The sequence below is a fragment of the Polaromonas glacialis genome (assembly GCF_000709345.1).
In the GTDB taxonomy this organism is placed as follows: domain Bacteria; phylum Pseudomonadota; class Gammaproteobacteria; order Burkholderiales; family Burkholderiaceae_C; genus Polaromonas; species Polaromonas glacialis.
Genome location: NZ_KL448323.1, coordinates 3,689,444 through 3,713,593 on the forward strand (window position 1 = coordinate 3,689,444; position 24,150 = coordinate 3,713,593).

The window sequence follows — 24,150 nt, forward strand, 5'->3', positions numbered from 1 at the left end:
ATGGCACTGTTCAACACCCTTCCCAAGGCGACCAAAAGCCTGCGCGTGCTGGCCCGCCTGCTGGGCTACCCGGACGCCGAACTGCGCGGCCACCTGGCCGATATGCGCGTTGCGCTGCATGACGAAAAAGCCCTGGCGCCGCAGCGCCTGGCCGAGCTCGATGCGCTGATCGACACGCTGGCGCGCAAGCCAGCGCTGGAAGCCGAGGCCGACTACGTCGCGCTGTTCGACCGGGGCCGCGCCACCTCGCTGCACCTGTTCGAGCATGTGCATGGCGACTCGCGCGACCGGGGCCCGGCCATGATCGACCTGGCGCAGACCTACGAAAAGGCCGGAATGTACCTGGGCGAGGGCGAAATGCCCGACTTCCTGCCGGTGGTGCTGGAATTCACCTCCACCCAGCCGCCGCGCGAGGCGCGCGAGTTCCTGGCCGAGATGGCGCACATCTTCAACGCCATCTTTGCCGCGCTGCAGCAGCGCGCCAGCCCTTACGCCTCGGTGCTGGGCGCCCTGCTGGAACTGGCCGGCGAGAAAGCCTCGCCGGTGGAAATCGCCGCCGAGGAGCCGATCGACGCCGTCTGGCAGGAGCCGGTCGTGTTCGACGGCTGCTCGTCCAAAGGCCAGTCCAGGCCCGACCAGCCGCAACCCATCCACATCGTCCGCAAGCCACGTCCCTCCCAAGGAGCACAAGCATGACCTCCTCACTGCACGGTTTTCTCTTCGGGGTCTATCCCTACATCTGCCTGGCGGTGTTCCTGCTCGGCAGCCTGATCCGCTTCGACCGCGACCAGTACACCTGGAAAAGCGATTCGTCGCAGCTGCTGCGCACCGGCCTGCTGCGCTGGGGCAGCAACCTGTTCCACGTCGGCATCCTGTTCCTGTTCTTCGGCCACCTGGTCGGCCTGCTGACACCGCATGCGGTGTACGGCGTCTTCATGGACGCCGCGACCAAGCAACGCATGGCGATCTACGCTGGCGGCGTTGCCGGCGTCATCTGCTTCATCGGCCTGTCGATGCTGATCTACCGCCGCATGTTCGACGAACGCATCCGCTACACCAGCCACAAGACCGACCTGGCGATCCTGCTGATCCTGTGGGTGCAGCTGTCGGTCGGCCTGATCACCCTGCCGCTTTCGTATGGCCATGTCGACGGCAGCGTGATGCTGATCCTGGCCGATTGGGCGCAGCGCATCCTGACCCTGCGTGAGGTGAATTCCGCGGCGCTTGTCGTCCTGCCCTGGCCCTACCTGTTCCACATCGTGTTCGGCATGACGATCTTTTTGCTGTTCCCGTTCAGCCGCCTGGTCCATGTGTGGAGCGGCTTTGCCTCGGTCGGCTACATCTTCCGGCCCTACCAGGTGGTGCGCAGCCGCCGCCTGGATGTCGGCGCCACCACCCGGACGGCATCGCGTCCACAGCAGCCTGTGCAAGCCACCAAGGCTGCCGGCCAGACTTCCGCTACCCCGGTGAAGCCAGAAAGCAAATTCTCATGAGCACGCCTACTTCCACCGTGACCGGCTGCGGCAGCAGCAGCTGCCAGTGCGCCGCCCCTGACATTACCAGCCAGGCTGCCCTGCCGACGGCCGCCGTCAACGGCATTGAACTGCACCCGCCCGGCCAGCGCCCGGACATCAGCCTGCTGCGCGAACTGGCCTACACCGAACTGCTGCGCCAGCAAGCCGTGATGAAGGGCCTGCTGCCGCGCCACAAGGAACTCACCGCGCCCGAACTGGGCGAAGCCGAGCGCAAGGTGATCGAGGCCATGGTCGATGCCGAAGTGCAAAGCCCGCAGCCGAACGAAGACGAATGCCAGCGCTACTACGAGGCCAATCCGTCGCAGTTCATGGTCGGCCAGGCGCTGCATGTGCGGCACATCCTGTTCGCCGTCACGCCCGGCGTCAACGTGCATGCGCTGACGATCCATGCCGAAAAGGCCCTGCTGGAACTGACGCGCAAGGACGCCTCGCCCGGGCGCTTTGCCCAGCTGGCCGCCGAACTCTCGAACTGCCCGAGCAGCGCGCAGGGCGGCGACCTGGGCTGGATCGGCCCGGACGACTGCGCGCCCGAGCTGGCCAACGAGCTGTTTCACCAGAAGCATTCGCAGTGGGGCATGGGCGTGCATCCGCGCCTGATCCACACGCGCTTCGGCTTTCACATCATCGAGGTGCTGGAGCGCCGCGCCGGCAAGCAGCCCGCTTACGCCGAAGTGCGCGAGCGCATTGCCGCCCTGCTGGCCATGCAGTCGCGCGCCCGGGCGCTGCACCAGTACATGAGCCTGCTGGTGGGCGAGGCGCTGGTTGAAGGCATTGACCTTGAAGGGGCGGATTCGCCGCTGGTGCAATGACCGGCAACGCCGCAGCCACGGACGAGCTGCTGCTGCGCTTGCGGCGTTTCAAGTCGGATTATTTTCCCCTGCACCAGCAACGCTTCCAGGACCTGGTGTCCGAGGGCCAGCATCCCAAGACGCTGTTCATCGGCTGCTCGGATTCGCGGCTGGTGCCTTATCTGCTGACCGGCACCGGTCCCGGCGAGCTGTTCATCGTGCGCAACGTGGGCGCCTTCATTCCGCCCTACGGCGGTTCGCACGGCCTGCACGGCACCACCGCAGCGATTGAATACGCGGTCCTGACCCTGAAGGTCGAGCGCATCGTCGTCTGCGGCCACAGCCAGTGCGGCGGCATCCGGGCGGCTTATGAAGGCGTGCCGGACGAAGCCGTGGCCTTGAGGGCCTGGCTCCGGCTGGTGCAGGAAGCGCTGCTGCCGGTGCAGCCCAGCCCCGAGGCGCTGCGCCGCACCGAGCAGCGCTCGGTCGTGCTGCAGCTCGAACGCCTGCTCGACTACCCGATGGTCCGGCGCGCGGTGGAAGCCGGAGCGCTGACCCTGCACGGCTGGCACTACGTCATCGAGGAGGGCGAAATCCACATTTTTGATGCCCAGCAGGGCGACTTCGTGCCCGCGTCGCTGGCCTCGAACTGCGGCACCGGGCCTTACCAGCCGTATGTGGAGCACGACGGGCAGGTGATTTCGGATTGAGCGGAGGCCTTGCCAGACCAGCCGGGAAATGCCAGCAGGGGTTTTTCAAAATCCCTGGCAACGAATTTACTATATTTTTAATAGCAAACTATTCAACAGGGACGTGCGAAGAAGCTTTGAAATGCTTGAATCCTGTGAGTATGCAAGGCCTGCCCGCCGGAAACCGCCGCCGCAAAAAGGCTATTCTTGCCAGACAGCGGGCGGCGGCCTTCCCATCCAGGGCGCGGCGGCTGCATCAACCCATTCAACGGCTGCCCGGCGGTGTTCGCCCCGCAGCCTTTCCCGAGGAAAAACACCCATGAAGCGCGAACATTTCGGCCGGCCGCAAGACCTGACCGCCACCCAGCCCATCAGCCACGACGTGCTGAAGGAAAAATACCTCAAGCCCGGCGAAAGTGGCCTCGAAGACGTGTACCGGCGCGTGGCGCGGGCGCTGGCGTCGGTCGAGCTGCCCGCCGAGCGCGAGAAGCACGAGGCGCTGTTCCTCGAAAACCTGCATGCCGGCGCGATTGGCGCGGGCCGCATCATGAGTGCGGCAGGCACGGCCATCCAGGCCACGCTCATCAACTGCTTCGTGCAGCCGGTGGGCGACTGCATCCAGGGCTTTGACGACGGCGGCTACCCCGGCATTTACGAAGCACTGCGCGAGGCCGCCGAAACCATGCGGCGCGGCGGCGGCGTCGGCTACGACTTTTCCCGCATCCGCCCGCGCAATGCCGAGGTCAAGGGCACGTCGTCGATGGCATCTGGCCCGTGCAGCTACATCAACGTGTTCGACCAGTCGTGTTCCACGGTGGAAAGCGCCGGCGCACGGCGCGGCGCGCAGATGGGCGTGCTGCGCATCGACCATCCGGACGTAATGGAATTCATCACCGCCAAGCGCACGCCCGGCCGCTGGAACAACTTCAACGTGTCGGTCGGCATGTCGGACGCGTTCATGCAGGCGCTGAACGACGACCAGCCCTGGGAACTGGTCCACAAGGCCAAGCCCGGCGCCGCCCTGATCGCCAAAGGCGGCTTCCAGCGCGCCGACGGCCTGTGGGTCTACCAGACCGTGGCCGCGCGCGAGCTGTGGGACACCGTGATGAAGTCGACCTACGACTTTGCCGAGCCGGGCATTTTGTTCCTCGACAACATCAACACGGACAACAACCTGCGCTACTGCGAGTCGATTGCCGCGACCAATCCTTGCGTCACGGCTGACACTTGGGTCATGACGGCCAACGGCCCGGCGCAGGTGGCTGACCTGATTGGCCAGCGTTTCACGGCCGTGGTGGATAGCCGGGCTTATGCGGTGGAGAGCGAAGGCTTTTTCAGCACCGGCTGCAAGCCCGTGCTGGTGCTCAAAACGCGCGAAGGCCAGACTTTGCGTCTCACGGCCGACCACCGGGTGCGGCGCGTTGCGCGCAAGACTCGCTACCTGCTACAAGCGGAATGGATCGCCGCCGGGCAGTTGCAGCCCGGTGATGAAATTTTGCTGCACGACCATCGAGCTCTAGGCGGCTGGGATGGCGTGGGCACCGGGGCCGAAGGCTATCTGCTTGGTCTATTGGTGGGCGACGGGACGCTGAAAAGCGACAAGGCAGTGATTTCCCTCTGGGCGCCCGAACTCAAAGCCGTCGGCAACGGCGCCATTGCCTATGCATCAACCGGGGCTGCCGGCATCGTGCAGGCGGCGCAAGCGGCGGCGGCCACGCTGTCGCACCGGGCCGATTTTTGCGGTTTCCAGCGCCCGATTGCCGGGCGAGGCGAGGCGCGCATGGCGTCGGGTGCGGTGCGGCGTCTGGCGCATGAAATGGGGATGAGACCGGGACACAAAACGCTCACGCCTGCGATGGAAAAAGCCTCTTCTGCTTTTGCTGCAGGGTTGTTGCGCGGCCTGTTTGACGCAGATGGCTCAGTGCAGGGCACTCAGGAAAACGGCGTCACCGTGCGTCTGTCCCAAAGTGATTTGCCTTTGTTGCAAACGGCGCAGCGCATGCTGCTGCGCCTGGGCATTGCCTCGGCGATCCACCAAAACCGCCGGCTGGCGCAAGAGCGCCTTCTGCCCGACGGGCGGGGCGGGCGCAAGCTCTACGCGACGCAGGCACAGCACGAACTGATCATCAGCGGCGACAACCTGCGCATCTATGCTGAGCGCATCGGCTTTGCCGACACCGCCAAGGCCGAGCGGCTGGAACAGGCCTTGGGCGCTTACAGCCGCAGCCTGAACCGCGAGCGCTTCACCGCCACCGTCGAGTCGCTGAGCGAAGACGGTTTGGAAGAAGTGTTCGATGTCACCGTGGCCGATGTCCATGCGTTCGACGCCAATGGTCTGTATGTACACAATTGCGGCGAACAACCACTTCCGCCTTATGGTTGTTGCGACCTCGGACCGATCATTCTGACGCGCTTCGTGCGCCATCCGTTTGGCTTTGGCGGCGAGCCCGAATTCGACTTCGAGGCGTTCGAGGCGTCGGTCGCGACCCAGGTGCGCGCGCTCGACAACGTGCTGGAAGTGACCTTCTGGCCCTTGCCGCAGCAGCAGGCCGAATCGTCCGCCAAGCGCCGCATCGGCGTGGGCTTCACCGGCCTGGGCAATGCGCTGACCATGCTGCGCCTGCGCTACGACGCGCCCGAGGGGCGTGACATGGCCGCCCGGATTGCCGTGCGGATGCGCGATGCTGCCTATGCCGCCTCCGTCGCGCTGGCGGAGGAAAAGGGCGCTTTCCCCAAGTTCGATGCCGACGGCTACCTGGCCCCCGGCACCTTTGCCAGCCGCCTGCCGGCCGAACTGCAGCAGGCCATCCGCACCCAGGGAATCCGCAACAGCCATCTGCTGTCGATTGCGCCCACCGGCACGGTCAGCCTGGCCTTTGCCGACAATGCCTCCAACGGCATCGAGCCGGCGTTTTCGTGGATGTACAAGCGCAAGAAGCGCGAGTCCGACGGCAGCACCAGCGAATATGCGGTCGAGGACCATGCCTGGCGGCTGTACCGCGAACTCGGCGGCGACGTGAACCAGCTGCCGGACTATTTCGTCTCGGCGCTGAGCATGTCGGCCACCAGCCACATCGCGATGATGCAGGCGGTGCAGCCCTTCATCGACACGGCCATTTCCAAGACTGTCAACGTGCCGGCCGACTACGCCTACAACGACTTCAAGAGCCTGTACCACCAGGCCTGGCGCGCCGGCCTCAAGGGCCTGGCCACCTACCGGCCCAATGCCATCCTGGGCTCGGTGCTGGAAGTCCATGCCAGCCCCGAAGCCACGCCCGCCGCAGCAGCCGTCGCCGCGCCGGTGGACCCGATGCGCACGGTGATCGAAAGCCGGCCCAAGGGTGCGCTGTCGGCGGTGGCCGAAAAAGTCGAGTACTGGACGCAGGAAGGCCACAAGACGCTGTACATCGTCGTGTCCTTCCTGCCGGTGCCCGCCGCCAGCGGCGCGGGCATGGTCGACCGCGCCATCGAATTCTTCATGCCGGTGGGCCAAAGCGGCGAATCGCAGCAATGGATCACGTCGAGCATGCGCATGCTGTCGCTGGCCGCGCGCGGCGGCTTCCTGGAGCGCGCGCTCAGCGACATGCGCAAGGTCGCCTGGGACCGCGGCCCGGTGCGGCTGGGCACCTACGAGAAAGCCGACGGCACCCGCGTGCCGCTGTGGCACGACTCCGAAGTGGCGGCGATTGCCTATGCGGTGCAGAACATCATCGCCCGGCGCGCCGCCCAGGCGCCGGCCAGCCTGCCGCCGGCAGAACCCGCGCAGGTGTCGTCCAGCCTGGCGCCACCGGTCATGGCCGGCAAGAAATGCAGCGAATGCGGCGCCCATGCGGTGATCCGCAAGGACGGCTGCGACTACTGCACCCAGTGCGGCCATCTGGGCACTTGCGGATGAACGCCCGTCGCCTGCGCTTTGACGGCTGACTTGGCCCAAGGGTAAAAAACCGATGAACATCCTGGCTGAACCGGCCCAAGCGCTGGCCGACAAAGACATGGCGGCGCTGGCCGCGGCGCTCATGCAGTCGCGCCAGACCATCCTGCCCAAGCGCCTGGCCGAGCCCGGTCCCGACCGCAAGCAACTCGGCCTGATCCTGGACGCCGCCGCCACCGCGCCCGACCACGGCCAGATCCTGCCCTGGCGCTTCGTGCGGGTGCCGCAGGCGGCGCGCGCCCGGCTGGCCGAGGTGTTTGGCGCGGCGCTGGTCGAGCGCGACGCCGCCGCCACGCTTGAGCAGGTGGCGCAAGCGCGTGAAAAAGCGCACCGCTCGCCCTTGCTGCTGCTGGCCATCGTGGACGGGCAACGCGGCGACCCGGACATCGATTTGTTTGAACGCATCGTTTCGGCCGGCTGTGCGGTGCAGAACATGCTGCTCATGGCCACCGCGCTGGGCTACGGTTCGGCGCTGACCAGCGGCAAGGCGCTCAAGTCCGCCGGCCTGCGCACGCTGTTCGGCCTGGCGCCCGGCGAACACGCGCTGTGCTTCGTCAGCATTGGCACGGTGCAGTCGCGTAAGCTCGCCCGCCTGCGGCCCGCCCCTGGCGACTTCGCCAGCACCCTTTCGCCAGACGGCGGCACGGTGGCGGGTTTTTAATCCGCCTTTGCCACTTTTTTTCTTTGAATGGATATCCCATGGACATTTCGACTTTTGACGACCTGCTGCAAGCCGCCCGCGGCCAGCCCGAGCCGCAGCGCCTGCTGTTTGTCTTTGCCGGCGTCGAGCTGCCGGACGACGCGACGCCCGCGCAGCGCGAGCGTTTCGAGGCCGGGCAGGGCGGCGCGCTGCATCCGTTGATGTGCGTGGACAAGCGCCCCGACGAGCTGGCGTCGTTTGCCACGCTGGCCGATGAGGCCAGCCAGTTTGGCCCACAGCCTTGGGGCATCGTGTTTGCCGCCGCCCTGTCGGGAAAGGGCAAGCGGGCACCCACCAGCGAAGAGGCCGAGGAGCCGCTGCAGCGCATGGTCGAGGCCATCAAGCGCGGCGAGCATGGCGGCTACATTCCCTTCGACACCCAGGGTCACACCGTCCAGATCGGCTGACATGGCAAGCGCCGCCCGACCCACGACGCACCCGGTGCTGATGCCCGGCCACCGCGCGCCGGCCGCCGGATTCGAGGCGCCCTTCGAGATGCTGGCCACCTGCCACGACCGGGTCGAGCGCATGCTGGCGCTGCAGAAAAAGCTCCAGCAGCACCTGCTCGACAAAGGCTGCGACGCGCCGGCCCGCCAGGCGGCGCGCGACGTGATGCGCTATTTCGACCTGGCCGCGCCGCTGCGCCACCAGGACGAGGAACTGCATGTGTTCCCGCCGCTGCTCGCCGGACCGGACGCGGCGCGAACTGGCGCAGCGCTTGACACAGGACCACCGGCGGATGGAAACGGCCTGGGTTGACGCCAGATGCACGCTGCAAGCCGTCGCCGACAGCCTTGACTCCGCTTGCCTGACGTTCACGCCGGACCAGACGGCCACCCTGAAGCAGTTCGCCGCCTTGTACCGCCAGCACCTGGACGACGAAAACGGCATCGCCTATCCTGCAGCCGAGGCAAGCCTGTCGCCCGCCGGGCTGGAGGCGATGAGCGAAGACATGATGCAGCGCCGGGGTGTCAGCCCCAAAACGTAGCGCCGCTCGCCGGCTTGGTGACGCAGGCAAAATACGGGGCATGAACGCGTCCACTTTTCCAAACGACATGACCCCCGCCAGCGCAGCCGGCAGCGAGCTGGAAAAACTCATGCAAGCCATGGGTTTACAGGCAAAAACGGCTTCCGCGCATATCGCACGGGCGCCTGCAGCTATTAAAAACAGAGCACTCCTCGGATTGGCGAAACTGCTGCGGCAAAGCTTGGCCGAACTGCAGGCCGCCAACCAGCGCGACCTGGACCGGGCCGCCGCCGGCGGACTGGCCGGGCCGCTGCTGGACCGCCTCAAGCTCGGCGCCAAAGACCTGGAAACCGTCGCGCTCGGCTGCGAGCAGCTGGCCGCGATGCCCGACGTGATCGGCGAGATCATCGGCATGAAGGAACAGCCCAGCGGCATCCGCGTCGGCCAGATGCGCGTGCCCATCGGCGTCTTCGGCATGATCTACGAGAGCCGCCCGAACGTCACCATCGAGGCGGCCAGCCTGGCCATCAAGAGCGGCAACGCCTGCATCCTGCGCGGCGGCTCAGAGGCCATCGAGTCGAACAAGGCGCTGGCTGCCTTGGTGCAGCAAGCGCTGCAGGAGTCCGGATTACCGCCCGAGGCCGTGCAATTGGTCGGCACCACCGACCGCGAAGCCGTCGGCATTCTCATCGCCATGCCGCAGTATGTGGACGTGATCATTCCGCGTGGCGGCAAGGGGCTGATCGAGCGCATCAGCCGCGATGCGAAAGTGCCGGTCATCAAGCACCTGGACGGCAACTGCCACGTCTATGTCGATGACCCGTGCGACATCGCCATGGCCGTGAAAATCGCCGACAACGCCAAGACGCAGAAATACAGCCCGTGCAACGCCACCGAGGGTTTATTGGTCGCGCGCGGCGTGGCCGCCGAGTTCCTGCCGCTGATCGGCGCCATCTACGCCGCCAAGGGCGTGGAAATGCGCTGCGATGAGGCCTCTAGCGATATCCTGCGGGCACAATCAGCTATTGAATCCATAGCAACGATTGTCCCGGCCAGCGAGCAGGACTGGTCCGAGGAATACCTGGCGCCGGTCATCAGCATCAAGGTCGTGGCTGGCGTGGACGAGGCGATTGCGCACATCAACCACTATTCCAGCCACCACACCGACGCCATCGTGACGCGCGACCACATGCATGCCCAGCGTTTTCTCCGCGAAGTCGATTCGGCCAGCGTGATGGTCAACGCCAGCACGCGCTTTGCCGATGGTTTCGAGTTCGGCCTGGGCGCGGAAATCGGCATCAGCACCGACAAGTTCCATGCGCGCGGGCCGGTCGGCATCGAAGGCCTGACCTCGCTCAAGTACGTGGTGCTGGGCCAGGGCGAAGTGCGCAGCTGATCGGCTGGCGTCTTTCGCCTTGTAGGCCATTTCCCCATCTGCAGCGCCAGTCGGAGGGCTGGCGATTCACAGGCCCTAGAATTCGGCATAACCGAACAAGATAACGATATTCCCATCGAAAGTGGCCGCATGGTTCCGCACCTCATTACTGCCCTGACCGGCCCCATCAACGAGCTTGAGCAGCGCATCCTGGACACCACGCCGGCCATCGAGCGCTGGTTCCGGCTCGAATGGATGGAGCACACGCCGCCGTTCTACAGCTCGGTCGATATCCGCAACGCCGGCTTCAAGCTCGCGCCCGTTGACACCAACCTGTTTCCGGGCGGCTGGGACCATCTCACGCCGCAGATGATGCCGCTGGCGGTGCAGGCCGCCATGGCCGCGATTGAAAAAATCTGCCCCGAAGCACGCAACTTGCTGGTCGTGCCCGAACACCAGCCGCGCAACCCTGCTTACCTGGCCAACGTCCTGCAGCTCAAGCGCATTTTTCACCAGGCCGGCCTGAATGTGCGTTTCGGCTCGCTGAGCCCGGACATCAAGGAGCCGACCACGGTGCAGCTGCCCGACGGCGAAAGCCTGGTGCTGGAGCCGCTGATCCGCACCGACCGGCGGCTCGGGCTGAAGGATTTCGATCCCTGCACCATCTTGCTCAACAACGACCTGTCGGCCGGCATTCCCGGCATGCTGGAAGACCTGCACGAGCAGTACCTGCTGCCGCCGCTGCACGCCGGCTGGACGGTGCGCCGCAAGTCCAACCATTTCAAGGCGTATGAAGAGATTTCCAAGCGTTTTGGCAAGCTGCTGGGCATTGACCCGTGGCTGATCAACCCGCTGTTTGCCCAGTGCGATGACGTGGACTTGGCCCAGGGGCGGGGCATGGATTGCTTGACGACGCATGTCGATGCGCTGCTGTCGCGCATCAAGCGCAAGTACAAGGAATACGGCATCAACGAAAAGCCCTTCGTCATGGTCAAGCCCGACAACGGCACCTCGGGCCTGGGCGTCATCACCGTGCATGACGCCAAGGAACTCGAAACGCTCGGCCGCAAGTCCAAAGTCCGGCCCGGCGCGGTGCGCGACGGCATGCCGCCGTCCGAAATCATCATCCAGGAAGGCGTGCTGACCAACGAGCGCATCGAGGGTGCCGTGGCCGAGCCGGTGGTCTACCTGATGGACCGCTATGTGGTCGGCGGCTTTTACCGGGTGCATGCCGAGCGCGGCGTGGACGAGAACCTCAACGCGCCCGGTGCGCGTTACGAGTCGCTGTCGTTTTCAGACAGCGGCCGGCTGCCGCAAAACGGTGAAAAGCCCGGCTCCAGCGGCCCGAACCGCTTCTACATGTACGGCGTGGTGGCCCGGCTGGCCATGCTGGCGGCCAGCTACGAACTCGAAGCGACCGATCCGGATGCCGAGGTTTACGACTAAGCGTGCGGTCGGGCAGGGTGTGGACCGGAAGGTTGTTGCCGTGCAACACAATTCCTGTTTGTCCAGATGGCAGGCCCTTGCTGGCGGCAAACCCGCAGGCTGGGGCAAAATGGCGAACCTTTCGACAAGCTTTTCATCGGCCATGGCCGCTTTGGGCAGCATTCGAATCCGTTCCTTTTTCCAAGACGGGCAGCTTTTGTGACAAGTCAAAAATCATCTCTTGCCGTGCTCACCGTGGGCGCCATCGGCGTTGTCTACGGCGACATCGGCACCAGCGTCCTGTATGCCATGAAGGAGGTTTTCGGCTCCGGGCATGTTCCGTTCACCCCCGACAACGTGTACGGCATCCTGTCGATCTTCTTCTGGACGCTGACCGTCATTGTTTCGCTGAAATATGTCACGCTGGTGCTGCGCGCCGACAACCACGGCGAAGGCGGGCTGATCGCCATGCTGGCGCTGGCCTCCACCGCCGTGCAGGACCGGCCGCAGTTGCGCAGGGTCTTGCTGCTGGTCGGCATCTTCGGCACTTCGCTGTTTTATGGCGACGGCGTCATCACGCCGGCCATCTCGGTGCTGTCGGCGGTCGAGGGCCTGGAGGTGATTTCGCCCACCTTCACCCGGGCGGTGATTCCTGTCACGCTGGTGATCCTGTTCATCTTGTTTGCCGTGCAAAAGCATGGAACGGCGGGCATCGGCAAGTTCTTCGGCCCGATCACCATCGTCTGGTTCGCGGTGCTGGCCATCCTGGGCGTGTCCCAGATCGTGACCCACCCCGAGATCCTGCTGGCGATTAATCCGTATTACGCCTTGACGTTCATGTGGAACAACCCGGGCACCACCTTCATCATCCTGGGCGCGGTGGTGCTGTGCGTGACCGGCGCCGAGGCGCTGTATGCCGACCTGGGCCACTTCGGCAAGAAACCGATCCGGCTGGCCTGGTTCTCGGTCGTCATGCCTTCCTTGGTGCTGAACTATTTCGGCCAGGGCGCGCTGTTGCTGAGCAATCCGGAAGCGGTCAAGAATCCGTTTTACCTGATGGCGCCCGACTGGGCCCTGATCCCGCTGGTCGGGCTGGCCACGCTGGCCACGGTGATTGCCTCGCAGGCGCTGATCACCGGCGCCTTCAGCGTCACCAAGCAGGCCATCCAGATGGGCTACCTGCCCCGGCTGCGCATCGAGCACACCAGCGTGCGCGACACCGGCCAGATCTACATGCCCTTCGTCAACTGGGGCCTGTTTGTCACCATCGTGCTGGCGGTGGTGATGTTCCGCTCGTCGAGCAACCTGGCGGCGGCCTACGGCATCGCGGTCTGCACCGACATGCTGATCACCACGGTGCTAACCTTCTACGTGATTCGCTACGGCTGGAAATACCCGCTGTGGCTGTGCATTGCCGCGACCAGCGTGTTTTTCGCCGTCGATTTCGCGTTTTTTGCCTCGAACCTGATGAAGCTGTTCGCCGGCGGCTGGTTTCCGCTGGTCATTGGCGGGGCGGTGTTCACCTTGATGATCACCTGGAAGGAAGGCCGGCGCCTGCTCAATGAAAAGCTGCGTGTCGATGCCATCGACCTGCCGAGCTTCCTCGATGCGGTATTCGTCAGCCCGCCGCAGCGCGTCGAGGGCACGGCCGTCTTCATGACCGCCGAGCCGGGCATCGTGCCCAACGCCATGCTGCACAACCTCAAGCACAACAAGGTGCTGCACGAGCAGAACCTGTTCGTCACCGTGGTCAACCATGAAGTGCCGTGGATCGGCATGGACAAGCGGCTGCAGGTCGAGTCGCTGGGCCACGACTGCTGGCAGGTCAACGTGCATTACGGCTTCAAGAACGACCTGGACCTGCCCAGGGCGCTGCAGCAAATCAAGAACCGGGGCTGCCAGCTCGAACCCATGACGACCAGTTACTTCCTGTCGCGCGACACGGTGATCCCAACCATTGGCACCGGCATGTCGCAGTGGCGTGAAAAGCTGTTTGCGCAGATGCACCACAACGCCAGCGGCGCCGCCGACTTCCTGAACCTGCCGAACAACTCGGTGGTGGAACTCGGCAGCAAGATCGAGATCTGAGTGGCGTTTGCGTCGGGGCTGGCGGGCACGGCGCCCTAAAAGTCAGCGCGCAGCCACAACGAATACCCTCGCGGCGCCGTCACCAAGCCAGCCAGACCCGCCGGTCCGGTTTTCCCCGGCTCTGCACCGACCAGTGCTGGTCTTGCAGGTCCCGGACCAGGATGCGCAAGGGGGTATCGAAATCCTTGCCGGTACTGGCCAGCGTGATCATGCCGCCGGGGTGAAGCAGCCGCTCCGTTGCCACCATGCCGATCCATAGCGGGCGCGCTGGCAGTGCCGGGTCCGGCCTGACCTGCCGGTCCAACGGCCAGAGTCGAAGCACCAGGCGTTCATTGGTATCGAGGACCTTGACGAAGGTGATTTGTGGTACTTCACCGTGATGGAACTTCGGCAACACCGGGAGCTGCTGGATCTGCAGCGTGGGCAGCAGCCAGGGCAACGAGGACTTCAGGGTCCATGTTTCGGGCGTTTGCCATCCGGATGCCCGCAGCGTTCCGGCGATCTGGCTGGAGGTCCCGGCCCACTGAAGCGCCAACGGCTCCTCGGTTTCCCCGTCAAGCTCTGAGCGCCAAGCGGGCAACCGGCGCCAGCCCGCGCCCGCCCAGTCGTCAAGCGGCGCGGTTTCCGATACCGGACGCACCGCATAGCGGCCAATCTCGGCGCGGTAGCGGTCGCCGGCATAAAAGCCGGCCGTCAGCCCCAGTGCTGCCACGACCACCAGCAACAGCGGCCATGGTCTGACCCGCTCGCGGGCCGCATGATGAATATAGGCAATGCTGAGCAACGCCACCCAGGCCAGACCCAGGCTCATGCCTGCCAGCACGTCTGAAAACCAGTGCACGCCCAGGTAAAGGCGGGAAAACGCGATCAAGCTGATGACGGCAGCGGCCAGCAGCGTGATGGCGATCTTGCCCCGGTCGGATTTCCCGCGCGCGAGCAAGAATGCCAAAAAACCGTAGGCCACGATGCTTGACGTGGCGTGCCCGCTTGGAAATGAAAACTGTGCAAGGCCCGTGTAAATGTTGTGGGGCCGCGCGCGTCCCAGCGTGTATTTCAGCAGCACCACAAAAATCTCGGCCATGCCGATGGCCGCGAGCCAGTAGCCGAGCGTTCGCCAGCGCCGTCTGATGGCCAACAACAAGGACACGCCTGCAATGAGAAAGCCCGTGCCCACCGCGCCCCCGGCCTCGGTGACGGCCACCATGAGGCGGTCGCCCCAGGCCGTGCGCACACCCTGCAATGCTGCGTAAATCAGTTGATCGATCTGGATCAGCGGGTCGTTCGAAGTCACGTCTTCCACGATGCCCAAAAACAGCCAGACGCCGCCCGTCAGGAGCAGCGCGGCCGTCAGCAAGGCGGGAGACTCTGCCCGGGCCGGATCGAGCAGTGACAGCACGACCGTGGCGAACGGACCGGGTTTCCGGTGCGCCTGCGCGACAGCGCGATCCCGAAGCCGCTTCACGCGCGGCCAGACCTGGTGATAGGCGAGCCGGACCAGCTTGCTGAGGGCCCAAGAAAATGCCGCGATGATGAGCAGCACGGCGACCAGCCTGGAGCTCACGGCGCCGGCCAGTTGAAGCGAGGCGCCAAAAAGCAGTCCTGGCAGCAGGTGGGCGGCCGCCCAGGCCAGCGCCGACAACAGGTTCATGGCATAAAACCGTCTGGCCGGCATCCCTGTCATGCCGGCCACCACCGGAACGATGGCCCGCACCGGTCCAAGGAAGCGGCCGAAAAACACGCTCTTGCCACCGTTCTTCTCGAAATACAGCTGTCCCCGTTCAAGCAATGCAGGGAATTGCTTCAGCGGCCAAACGGTGCGAATGCTGTCCTGGAAATGATGTCCCAGCCAATAACTGATGCCGTCGCCCATGACGGCGCCGGACACGGCCATCGCTGCGGCCCACCAGGGATTGAGTTCGCCGAGCCCGATCAGCATCCCTCCCGCGAAGACGATGGCGCTGCCGGGAACAACCGTGCCAATCACGGCCACAGACTCCAGCAGCGACGCCGCAAAGACCGCGCCCAGCGCCAGTTGCGGGTGGGCTGAAAAGTAAGCGATCAGCGCGTGTAAATGCGACTCCATCAAGCATCCCGCCTTGTCATTCTTAATGCGGATTAATTAAAGCAGCAACCAGGCATCTTTGTCATGCAGGCAGCAGGAAATGCGGGCCGATGCTCCCTGGCTAGGACGGCCAGGTTGCCACCAGGAAGGCGACAAATACGCAAACGCCCGTCAGGCTGAGCAGCAGCACCGCGCCGGCACTGCAGTCCTTGGCCACTTCAATGGCCGGATGCCGCTCCGGATGGAGGCGGTCCAGTGCGTGCTCCAGGGCGGTATTGAACAACTCCGCGGCCAATACGAGCCCGCAGTTCATCAGCAACAGCGCCCACCAGACCATGGCGGGGCGACGCCATAAAAGAATGACCAGCACCCCGAGGGAAACAAGGACCTGTTGACGAAAGCTCGATTCACCCCGCCATGCGATGCGCACGCCCTGGCTGGCAAAACCGAGCCGGCGACTGAATGATTGATTCTTCATGTGATGTTCCAGTTCGCGCTGCCGGTGAGACAGAAGGGGATTCATTTTGATTATGAATCAAATCCAGGCGTTAAAAATGCCTTTGGCGCTCTATAGATAAGGGGAAGCAGCTATGCTTTTTATAGTACGCCGCACTGATGGAATATCAGGTTCTGGCGCCACCATTTGCCTGCAGAGGCTAAGCGCAAAGCAGCCTTGTCCGCATTTTTCGATGCGGTTTTTCAAAGCGTTCCGGCGGTCTGCCTTCACGGCGGGCCTTGCCCTGCTGCGGTCCGGCTTGGCCTTTGGGGGCAGGGTCGCGCTGTTTGGACAACAATACGGGCAGCCGCACCAGGCGCCCGCCTCCGGGCCGGTGCCCACCCTCACCACCTTTGCGTCACTTAAAAACCCATGAACATCCTATTTATCGCCGATCCGCTGGAGTCCTTCAAGATCTACAAGGACACCACTTTTGCCATGATGCGCGAGGCGCAGCGGCGCGGCCACCGCATCAGCGCCTGCGAGCAGCAGGACCTGATGTGGCAGCGCGGCTCGCCGGTGATGGCGCATGTGCGCGACATCACGCTCACCGGCGATGCAGACAACTGGTTCGCCGAAACCGGCACGCGCGCGGTGGCGCTGAAGGACGTCGGCGCCGTGCTGATGCGAAAAGACCCGCCGTTCGACAGCGAGTATTTCTACGCCACGCACCTGCTGGAGCAAGGCGAGCGCGAGGGCGCCCGGGTCTTTAACAAGCCACGCGCGCTGCGCGACCACCCCGAAAAACTCGCCATCATGGAGTTTCCGCAGTTCATCGGCCCGACGCTGGTGACGCGCGACGCCGAGGACATCAAGCGCTTTCATGCCGAGCACCAGGACATCATCCTCAAGCCGCTCGACGGCATGGGCGGCATGGGCATTTTCCGGGTCGGGCCGGACGGCCTGAACCTCGGCTCGATCACCGAGACGCTGAACCGCCATGGCGCGCAAAGCCTGATGGTGCAAAAGTTCCTGCCCGAAATCGTCAAGGGCGACAAGCGCGTGCTGGTGATCGGCGGCAAGCCGGTGCCCTTCAGCCTGGCGCGCATTCCGCAGGGCAGCGAGGTGCGCGGCAACCTGGCCGCCGGCGGCGTGGGCGTGGCGCAGCCGCTGTCCGCGCGGGATTATGAAATCGCCGAAGCGCTGGGGCCGATCCTGGCTTCGCGCGGCCTGCTGCTGGCTGGCGTCGATGTGATTGGCGACTACGTGACCGAGATCAACGTCACCAGCCCGACCTGCTTCCAGGAAATCCACGACCAGATGGGCTTTGACGTGGCGGCGATGTTCATCGACGCGCTGGAGGCCGCGCTGGCGGCCTGAACCAGGCCATCGCGGCGTTCAGGCGTCGAGCAGCACGCCGCCCTCGAACACCTTCAGTTCGCCCGGCGCAAAGGCCGTCCAGCTCTCGTTGGTCGTCAGCGGCGCAGTGACCACCACGGCGACGCGGTCGGTCGGCTGGGTGTGCTCTTCAAAGTTCACGCTCACGTCCTCGTCGCTCAGCGTGGCGTTGGCGAACGGGTGGCGCCGCTCCACATACACCAGCTTGGTCGAGGCGTGCGCCCACAGCGCCTGGCCGTTGCTCAGCAGGAAATTGAAGGTGCCGTGTTTTGCCGCCTGCGCCGCCAGTTCGCGCAGCGTCAGCGTCAGTTCGCGCACGCTGGGCACGTCGGCATGCGACTTGGCCAGCTCCTGCATGATCCAGCAAAACGCGCGTTCGCTGTCGGTGGTGCCGACCGGCCGGAAGCTGCCGTGCAGGCGCGGCGCAAAATCGACCAGGTTGCCGTTGTGCGCAAACACCCAGTAGCGGCCCCACAGTTCGCGCACGAAGGGGTGGCAGTTTTCCAGCGCCACCCGGCCCTGCGTGGCCTTGCGGATGTGCGCAATCACGTTGCGGCTCTTGATCGGGTAGCGGCGGATCAGCTCGGCCACCGGCGACTCGCAGGCCGGCAGATGGTCGACGAAATGGCGCAGCCCCTTGCCATCGCCGGCCCCGTCCACGGCGCTGTCGCCCTCGAAGAAAGCGATGCCCCAGCCATCGGCATGGTCGTCGGTGCGGCCGCCGCGCTGCGCGAAGCCGCGAAAGCTGAAGGTCACGTCGGTGGGCGCGTTGCAGTTCATGCCTAACAGCTGGCACATGGTCTAGTCTCCGGTGGAAGAAGGGGCGGGCGGTATGCGAAGCTGCATTGCTGCCGCCATGGCGACCACGCACAGCGCGGCCAGCATCAGAAAGGATTCATTGAAAGCGGCCAGCCGCGCCGGGCTGCTGGCGGCCACCGCCAGCGAATCGCCATGCGCGGCCAGCCGCCATTCGAGCACGATGCCGCACAGGCTCACGCCAATCGCGCCGCCCAGCATGCGCACGAAGCTGATCGCGCTGGCGCCCTGCGACACCAGTTCCCGGGGCAGCGGCCGCAGCGAGCCCAGGTTGAGCGACGGCAGGATGAAGCCCAGCCCGATGCGCCCCAGCGTCGCCCACAGCGCCAGCAGCCACAGCGCCGAACTCAGCGTCAGCGTCATCATCAGCGCGAACGACACGGCCAGCAGCCCCAGGCCGACGGTGACCAGCAGCCAGGTCGGCTGCCGGTCGGCCAGGCGGCCGACGATGGCAATCGTCGCGGCCAGCACGATGCCGGCGGGCAGCAGCACCGTTCCGGCATGCGAGGCCGACAGGTTCAGGCCCAGCTGCATGTACACCGGCAGCAGGTAGGTCGAGCCGAACAGCGCCGTGCCGTAGATGAAGGCCACCACGCTGCCCATGGCGAAAGGCCGGTTGCCGAACAGCGCCAGGTTCATCAGCGGCTCCCGGCCGGTCGCCAGCATGCGCCGCTGCCAGCCGATGAAGCCGGCCAGCAACGCCAGCGCGGCGCCCAGCAGCAGGGCAGCCTGCAGCGGGTGGCTGCCCTGGCCCTGCAACGCGACCATGCCATTGAGCAGGCACAGCGTGCCGGCGCCCGCCAGCAGCATGCCGCGCCAGTCGATCATCTGGCCCGTGCGGTCGGCCGCCACGCCGCCGGGCGCGCTGTCGGGCACATAGCGGTAGGCCATCCACAGCGACAGCAGGCACAGCGGCACGACCATGAAAAAAATCGAGCGCCAGCCGAGCGCGTCCACCAGCACCCCGCCCACGCTCGGGCCGAGCGCCGGCGCCAGCACCACGCCCATGCCGAACAGCCCGCTGGCCCGGCCCTGCTCGTGCGTGCCGAAGGCGCGCATGATGATGATCGCCGCGATCGGCTGCACCACGCCGGCCGCCACCCCCTCGGCCACGCGCGCGGCCAGCACCAGGCCAAAGTCGCCGGCCAGGCCGCCGCCGATGCCGCCGGCCATCAGCAGCAGCATGCTGCCGGCATAGGTGCGCCGGTAGCCGTAGCGCGCCAGCAGCCACGGCGTGGTCAGCATGGCCACCGTCATGGCGACCATGAAGCCCGACGTGACCCACTGCGCCCGGCCCTGGCCGAGCGCAAAGTGCCGGCTCATGTCGGGAATCGCCACGTTGACGATGGTCGACGACATGATCGACGCCATCGTGCCGACCATCACGGCGATCAGCAGCAGCCAGCGGTAGCGCGCACCGAAGCGCGCCTGCAGGGCGGCGATGGACGATGGCGGGTGCTGGGCGTTCAAGCGCGGTCCAGGCCGGGCGTCAGTTTCTCGGTTCCGACCAGAGCTTGCCGCCGGTGGCCCAGTTGCCGGGCTGAATGTCGGTGATCAGGACATCGACCGAGTCCGGCTGCCCGCCCAGGATTTCGACGCTGACGCGGGTGATCGCCTCGACCAGCTTTTTCTTCTGCTCCGGCGTGCGGCCTTCGAGCATTTCGACGTGGTAAGTGGGCATGGTTTTCCTTCTGATGGATGAGGCTGGTTTGGCCGGCGGCGCCGACGTGCGCAAGCTGTGCATTATTCCGTGTCTGGCCGTGCGCCGCTGCGGGGCAGGTATTTTTTAACGAAAAAGGCCTTTTGCGCATATTCCGTCTGCGCTGGTAGCTATTGTTTTAATAGCGTTGACTTTTGGTCACCCGCATCGCTCCACCTCGCGCGTGCCCCGGCAGCGGTCCTGCGCATAGCGGCTGCAGCCCCAGAACTGCCTGCCCGCATTGGCGCCGCTGCGCGCCTGGCGCAGCACCATGGCCGCGCCGCAGACCGGGCAGTCCGGCGTGGGCAGGTCGGCCGGTCGTGTTGCCGCCGGGCCGCTGCCGGCCTGCGCGCGGATGCCGCGCAGCAGGCTGCTTCCGTTGATCAGGTTCAGCGCAAGGCCGTCGGCAAAGCGCACGGCGTCTTCGGTGAACTCGCCCGAGGTGACGACAAAGCCGCCAGCCGCGCCGTGCGCCGCCATGACGCCATACAGCTCGCGCACCGGCTGCACGCCGACGCGCAGCGCGCGCCAGTGCTTGCATTGCACCAGGTGGCTGCCGTCGTCGCCGTGCAGCACTACGTCCACGCCGCCATCGGCGCCGCCGCCGCCGTTGTCGGTCACGCCGTAACCCTGGCGCCGGAAGTATTCGCCGACCAGGATTTCGAACTCCTGCCAGCTCATGGCGTCAAGGGCGTCAGGGCGGCTGGCAGCAGCCGCATGCAGCCGCGCGGCCTTGCCCCGCCGCAAGGCCGACAGCAGCGCGCCGATGCCGAACCACAGCGGCAGCAGGTATTGCCCGGCCAGCGCCAGCCCGTGCGCCACCGCTGACAGCACGAAGCCTCCCATCTGCCCCGGCTGCGCGGTGCCCGGCAGCGGCTTTTGCGCCACGCTGTGCAAACCCGCATAACTGATCACCGCCAGCGCCAGCCCCAGCCACCAGGGCAGGCGCGCGGCCAGCCCGATCAAGGCCTTGGGCCAGCCCTGCTTTTCACGTAACTCCATGACTCACTTCTCTTTTGTCTTTTGTCTTTTTGCGCTGTGTTCTAGCCATGGTTTCGTTTTTTAGCCATGTGGGCCGCCGCTGGTTGCGGCGGATTTTGCACGAGGGTGGTGGAAAGGGGCAGAGCTTGGACCGTTAAAGCAGCGTGAATCCGCGCAAAGCCGCCTTGAGTTTATTCAGTCGGTTCTGGCTCGCCGAATCGCCTGGCAGGTGTCCGGACAGGGTGGATTCAAAGTCCGCGCTGGCAAACAATGCCGCAAACTCCTGCGCCAGATACCTGCGCAAGACGGCGGGCATGGCGCGGCATTCGTCCAGCAATTCAGGGCGGCGGTCAGCGACGGTGATGATGTCTTCCATGTCATGGCTGCCCAGAAAGTCGGGTTGGCCGCTGGCGTCTTTTCCCCGGTCCTTGAAAGCCTCCAGCTTGGTGGCAATAAAAACGGGCGCTGCAATCAGCCGGATTTTCAAGCCTGATCCAAGCGCTACCGGCTGCGCCGTGGCAACAGCCAGCGGATACCAGCGGTTTGCAAAGCCCAGAATGTCCTTGACAGTGGGCATGACGTCGAGCGTCACGTTTTTGTAAACCCAGCGGCAGATGGGAGCGCCTGGCCGCATGTCTTTGCTGAAACCCTGCGCGCGTATGCGATGTTCGATAGCGTGGTAGTCATGCACGGTCAGCGCCTGGGCCACGATGGCCACGTCTTCTGTAATCCGGATCCGGTCGGGCCTGGGTTGCGTGAGCAGCAGACCCGTGGCGCAGCCGCCGACGAACACCACGTCATCGCACACCGGCCCCAGCACGTGGGCCACCAGTTCCAAAATGGCAAGGTTGGGGTTGGTCAATGTGATGCCTCAAGCAAGCCGCTCTTCCAGCAAGGCACGGGCCAGCACACGTTCGCGCGCCTGCCCCATGCGCAGTGCATCAAACAAGGCCAGCAGTTCGTACAGGGCCGGGTCGGCCTGCGCGGCAATCGGTAGTTTGGGATAGAGCGGCAGCAGGGTGCTGCCGCGTACCGGGCCGTCGGGGTGCGGCCACACGGGCGGCAGCTCATCGGCAAACAGCAGCCTGGACTTGAGCGGCTCCACCGCATGCGCCGTGGGGAAACCCACGGTCATTTCACCCCGCACAGCGGGAAAGAAATACGGCGCGCCCTGCAGCACCAGCGGTCGAAAGGCCGGCATGACCAGCGCGGGCGCGCCATTGATTTCTGTCAGCAATCGGGCGCTGGTCAGGCGCGTGATGCAGGCATGCGCCTCGAACTGGGACATCTGCATCGCCTGGGCCAGCTGGACGTAAGGCATTTTTTGACCCGCCAGACAGACCAGCTTGAACGCCATGGCCAGGTCTTGCGGCTTGAGCGACCACTGGGCATGGCCAAGGCGGGATTTGATTCCTGAAGAACTCATGTCCTGGATTATGCAATATGCAATATGCAATTTGCATATTAATTGTTCGTCATTCGCGAATGGCGAATGACGAATGGGTGGTGATTCCAGCCCGCGCCAGCCGCTTCGCGTTTGCGGCTCAGCGCCTTCATGGCGTCCACGACCTTCATGGTTTCCACGCTGACGGTGGTCACGCGCGCCAGCAGGTCGATCACCTTGTCCTTGTAGTCGGCAAAGCGGTAGCTGTCGAATTGCGCGCGAATCGTCGGGTCCTTGGGCTTTTTTTCCTTGTACTGGTCCAGCACCCAGTCGAGCGCGCAGCGGTTGCCCAGCTTGTGGCGCCAGGCGGCGGGCGGCATGCGCAGCTCGTGCAGCAGCGCGCCATCGACGGCAATGTTGGTTTTGGTGGCGGTCTTGAGCGGGTATTCGGCCAGAAAGATCAGGCCCTGCTGCTTGCCCCAGGCCTTGAGCAAGTCCTTGAAGGCCACTCGCACAATGGTTTCGCGCTGGCTGCCACTGGCTCTTTTGATGATGTCGAGTTGCTTGAGGTAGTCGTTGATCAGTAGCTGGCTCATGGGGTTCCCTGTTGGGCTGGATTTTAGGCGGCGTCCAGCGCCTGAATCAGGGAATTTATGACTAAATACGGCTTGTTCGCATGCTGCGCGGGCGCAGGCAGCTATTTTATTGGTAGCGCTTCAGGCTTGACCGGAAGCCGCCAGCGCCCCCAGCGCCGCCACGCCCACCGGCGGCTCGGGCAGCCACGGCAGCACGAAGGTGCGGCGTGCCAGGCCGCTGGCGATGCGCGCGGTCTGGCGGTGTTCGCCGGCCAGCCGGGCCAACAGCTGCGGATCGGTCGTGCCGGTGGCGGCGATGCTCTTGTTGATGACCCAGGCCCACGGCTCGATCTTCGCGCGGCGCAAGTCCTCCTGCAGGGCGGCGGCCTGGCTCACGGGCGTGGCTTCGGGCAGCGTGACCAGGATGACGTGCGTCATCGACGCGTCCTGCAGACGCATCAGCGGCGTGATGAGGTGGACCGCGTTGGACGTGCCTTCGTACTGCTGCAGCATCTGCCGGTGGTAGGCGCCGGTGGCGTCCATCAGCAGCAGGCTGTGGCCGGTGGGCGCGGTGTCGAGCACCACGAAGGCGTAGCGCGCCTCGTTCACCACGCGGCTGAAGGCATGGAACACGGCGACTTCCTCGGTGCAGGGCGACTGCAAATCCTCCAGCAGCAGCGCCCGGCCACTGGGTTAGAGTTCGCCACGGCGGTCAAAAAAAAACACTCTTCACGCGCCCGCCGCAGCCCGCCCCAAGGAAAACCATGCATCCCAACCAGACCCGGCTCGACCATTTTTACGCCGCCTTCGCGCGCCTTGACGCCGACGCCATGGCCGCCTGCTATGCGCCTGATGTGCAGTTCGAGGACGAGGTGTTTACGCTCAGCGGCCACGAGCAGGTCAGCGGCATGTGGCGCATGCTGTGCGAAGCCACGCAGGCCAGGAATCGCGAAGCCTGGAAACTGAGCTACAGCGGCCTGGAAGCCGACGACCGCCGGGGCAAGGCGCACTGGGAGGCCGACTACCAGTTCAGCGCCGCAAAGCGCAAGGTACACAACGTCATCGACAGCGTGTTCGAATTCAACGAGGCCGGGCTGATCCAGCGCCAGCGCGACCGCTTCAACTTCTGGACCTGGTCGCGCCAGGCGCTGGGCCTGCCCGGCATTTTGCTCGGCTGGAACCCGTCGTTCCGCACCATGGTCAAGCGCCAGGCCGAGGTCAACCTGGAAAAATACCTGCAAGCGCGCAGGCGCTGAGCGATGTTCACCTGCAACGCAGACGTGTCATGGCTGCGCAAGGCC

The 24,150-nt window shown here is 65.1% G+C and carries 24 protein-coding genes and 1 pseudogene; 15 read left to right on the plus strand and 10 right to left on the minus strand.

What is annotated here, in order from left to right; genetic code table 11:
• The 13 genes from narJ (at nucleotide 1) to EC86_RS0118145 (ending at nucleotide 13,498) form a co-directional block, all read left to right on the plus strand.
• Complete coding sequence (gene narJ / locus EC86_RS0118095) at nucleotides 1-696, plus strand: nitrate reductase molybdenum cofactor assembly chaperone (RefSeq protein ID WP_029527254.1); 696 nt, start codon at nucleotides 1-3, stop codon at nucleotides 694-696.
• Nucleotides 693-1,493: a respiratory nitrate reductase subunit gamma gene (gene narI, locus EC86_RS0118100; RefSeq protein ID WP_036772372.1), complete on the plus strand. Its 801-nt coding sequence runs from the start codon at nucleotides 693-695 to the stop codon at nucleotides 1,491-1,493. Before narJ ends, narI begins: the two co-directional genes overlap by 4 nt.
• The gene (locus EC86_RS0118105) at nucleotides 1,490-2,344 is read left to right on the plus strand and encodes a peptidylprolyl isomerase (RefSeq protein WP_029527256.1); all 855 of its coding nucleotides are present in this window, start codon (nucleotides 1,490-1,492) and stop codon (nucleotides 2,342-2,344) included. The genes narI and EC86_RS0118105 overlap by 4 nt, the downstream gene beginning before the upstream one ends.
• Nucleotides 2,341-3,033 (plus strand): carbonic anhydrase, encoded by a 693-nt coding sequence (locus EC86_RS0118110; protein ID WP_029527257.1) that lies wholly within the window; start codon nucleotides 2,341-2,343, stop codon nucleotides 3,031-3,033. The genes EC86_RS0118105 and EC86_RS0118110 overlap by 4 nt, the downstream gene beginning before the upstream one ends.
• A gap of 298 nt (nucleotides 3,034-3,331) precedes the next feature.
• Nucleotides 3,332-6,907, plus strand: a complete 3,576-nt coding sequence (locus EC86_RS0118115; protein WP_029527258.1) for an LAGLIDADG family homing endonuclease — start codon at nucleotides 3,332-3,334, stop codon at nucleotides 6,905-6,907.
• Between the two features lie 52 nt (nucleotides 6,908-6,959).
• On the plus strand, nucleotides 6,960-7,604 hold the full coding sequence (locus EC86_RS0118120; protein ID WP_051676046.1) for a nitroreductase family protein: 645 nt from the start codon (nucleotides 6,960-6,962) through the stop codon (nucleotides 7,602-7,604).
• 38 nt (nucleotides 7,605-7,642) lie between these two features.
• Nucleotides 7,643-8,050 (plus strand): ribonucleotide reductase subunit alpha, encoded by a 408-nt coding sequence (locus EC86_RS0118125; protein ID WP_029527261.1) that lies wholly within the window; start codon nucleotides 7,643-7,645, stop codon nucleotides 8,048-8,050.
• A gap of 1 nt (nucleotide 8,051) precedes the next feature.
• Nucleotides 8,052-8,402 carry a hemerythrin domain-containing protein gene (locus tag EC86_RS30485; RefSeq protein WP_332258693.1) on the plus strand — a complete coding sequence of 117 codons (351 nt, stop codon included), beginning with the start codon at nucleotides 8,052-8,054 and terminating at the stop codon, nucleotides 8,400-8,402.
• The gene (locus EC86_RS30490) at nucleotides 8,383-8,631 is read left to right on the plus strand and encodes a hypothetical protein (protein WP_332258694.1); all 249 of its coding nucleotides are present in this window, start codon (nucleotides 8,383-8,385) and stop codon (nucleotides 8,629-8,631) included. Before EC86_RS30485 ends, EC86_RS30490 begins: the two co-directional genes overlap by 20 nt.
• 67 nt (nucleotides 8,632-8,698) lie before the next feature.
• Complete coding sequence (locus EC86_RS0118135) at nucleotides 8,699-10,006, plus strand: glutamate-5-semialdehyde dehydrogenase (protein ID WP_051676047.1); 1,308 nt, start codon at nucleotides 8,699-8,701, stop codon at nucleotides 10,004-10,006.
• Between the two features lie 129 nt (nucleotides 10,007-10,135).
• On the plus strand, nucleotides 10,136-11,431 hold the full coding sequence (gene gshA, locus EC86_RS0118140) for a glutamate--cysteine ligase (RefSeq protein WP_029527263.1): 1,296 nt from the start codon (nucleotides 10,136-10,138) through the stop codon (nucleotides 11,429-11,431).
• Nucleotides 11,432-11,471: 40 nt separating this feature from the next.
• On the plus strand, nucleotides 11,472-11,633 hold the full coding sequence (locus tag EC86_RS30000) for a hypothetical protein (RefSeq protein WP_232229931.1): 162 nt from the start codon (nucleotides 11,472-11,474) through the stop codon (nucleotides 11,631-11,633).
• A complete protein-coding gene (locus EC86_RS0118145; RefSeq protein ID WP_029527264.1) occupies nucleotides 11,630-13,498 on the plus strand; it encodes a potassium transporter Kup in 1,869 nt (622 codons plus the stop codon). Before EC86_RS30000 ends, EC86_RS0118145 begins: the two co-directional genes overlap by 4 nt.
• Nucleotides 13,499-13,577: 79 nt before the next feature.
• Here the strand turns inward: EC86_RS0118145 and EC86_RS0118150 are convergent, their stop codons facing one another.
• Together EC86_RS0118150 and EC86_RS0118155 are read right to left on the minus strand one after the other, a co-directional pair.
• Complete coding sequence (locus tag EC86_RS0118150; RefSeq protein ID WP_156955355.1) at nucleotides 13,578-15,581, minus strand: bifunctional DedA family/phosphatase PAP2 family protein; 2,004 nt, start codon at nucleotides 15,579-15,581, stop codon at nucleotides 13,578-13,580.
• A 100-nt stretch (nucleotides 15,582-15,681) separates the two neighbouring features.
• On the minus strand, nucleotides 15,682-16,083 hold the full coding sequence (locus EC86_RS0118155; RefSeq protein WP_232229932.1) for a diacylglycerol kinase: 402 nt from the start codon (nucleotides 16,081-16,083) through the stop codon (nucleotides 15,682-15,684).
• Nucleotides 16,084-16,428: 345 nt separating this feature from the next.
• Here EC86_RS0118155 and gshB point away from each other — a divergent pair, with 345 nt between their 5' ends.
• Entirely contained in the window at nucleotides 16,429-17,376 is a 948-nt protein-coding gene (gshB, locus tag EC86_RS0118165; RefSeq protein ID WP_029527270.1) for a glutathione synthase, read from the plus strand.
• An 18-nt stretch (nucleotides 17,377-17,394) separates the two neighbouring features.
• Here the strand turns inward: gshB and EC86_RS0118170 are convergent, their stop codons facing one another.
• The 8 genes and pseudogenes from EC86_RS0118170 to EC86_RS0118210 form a co-directional block, all read right to left on the minus strand.
• Nucleotides 17,395-18,192, minus strand: coding sequence for a class II glutamine amidotransferase (locus EC86_RS0118170; RefSeq protein ID WP_029527271.1), 798 nt, complete (start codon nucleotides 18,190-18,192; stop codon nucleotides 17,395-17,397).
• A gap of 3 nt (nucleotides 18,193-18,195) precedes the next feature.
• A complete protein-coding gene (locus EC86_RS0118175; RefSeq protein ID WP_029527272.1) occupies nucleotides 18,196-19,680 on the minus strand; it encodes an MFS transporter in 1,485 nt (494 codons plus the stop codon).
• A 19-nt stretch (nucleotides 19,681-19,699) separates the two neighbouring features.
• Nucleotides 19,700-19,891 carry a 4-oxalocrotonate tautomerase gene (locus tag EC86_RS0118180; RefSeq protein WP_029527273.1) on the minus strand — a complete coding sequence of 64 codons (192 nt, stop codon included), beginning with the start codon at nucleotides 19,889-19,891 and terminating at the stop codon, nucleotides 19,700-19,702.
• A 177-nt stretch (nucleotides 19,892-20,068) separates the two neighbouring features.
• Nucleotides 20,069-20,911: a restriction endonuclease gene (locus EC86_RS0118190; protein ID WP_029527274.1), complete on the minus strand. Its 843-nt coding sequence runs from the start codon at nucleotides 20,909-20,911 to the stop codon at nucleotides 20,069-20,071.
• Between the two features lie 133 nt (nucleotides 20,912-21,044).
• On the minus strand, nucleotides 21,045-21,752 hold the full coding sequence (locus EC86_RS0118195) for a hypothetical protein (RefSeq protein ID WP_232229933.1): 708 nt from the start codon (nucleotides 21,750-21,752) through the stop codon (nucleotides 21,045-21,047).
• Between the two features lie 9 nt (nucleotides 21,753-21,761).
• On the minus strand, nucleotides 21,762-22,316 hold the full coding sequence (locus tag EC86_RS0118200) for a hypothetical protein (protein ID WP_051676049.1): 555 nt from the start codon (nucleotides 22,314-22,316) through the stop codon (nucleotides 21,762-21,764).
• 38 nt (nucleotides 22,317-22,354) lie between these two features.
• On the minus strand, nucleotides 22,355-22,870 hold the full coding sequence (locus tag EC86_RS29545; RefSeq protein ID WP_029527278.1) for a type ISP restriction/modification enzyme: 516 nt from the start codon (nucleotides 22,868-22,870) through the stop codon (nucleotides 22,355-22,357).
• Nucleotides 22,871-22,990: 120 nt separating this feature from the next.
• Nucleotides 22,991-23,536 (minus strand): annotated as a pseudogene (locus EC86_RS0118210) (ArsA-related P-loop ATPase); the annotation flags it as partial.
• A gap of 77 nt (nucleotides 23,537-23,613) precedes the next feature.
• Here EC86_RS0118210 and EC86_RS0118215 point away from each other — a divergent pair.
• Nucleotides 23,614-24,105: a nuclear transport factor 2 family protein gene (locus EC86_RS0118215; RefSeq protein WP_029527280.1), complete on the plus strand. Its 492-nt coding sequence runs from the start codon at nucleotides 23,614-23,616 to the stop codon at nucleotides 24,103-24,105.
• The last annotated feature ends 45 nt before the right edge of the window (nucleotides 24,106-24,150 follow it).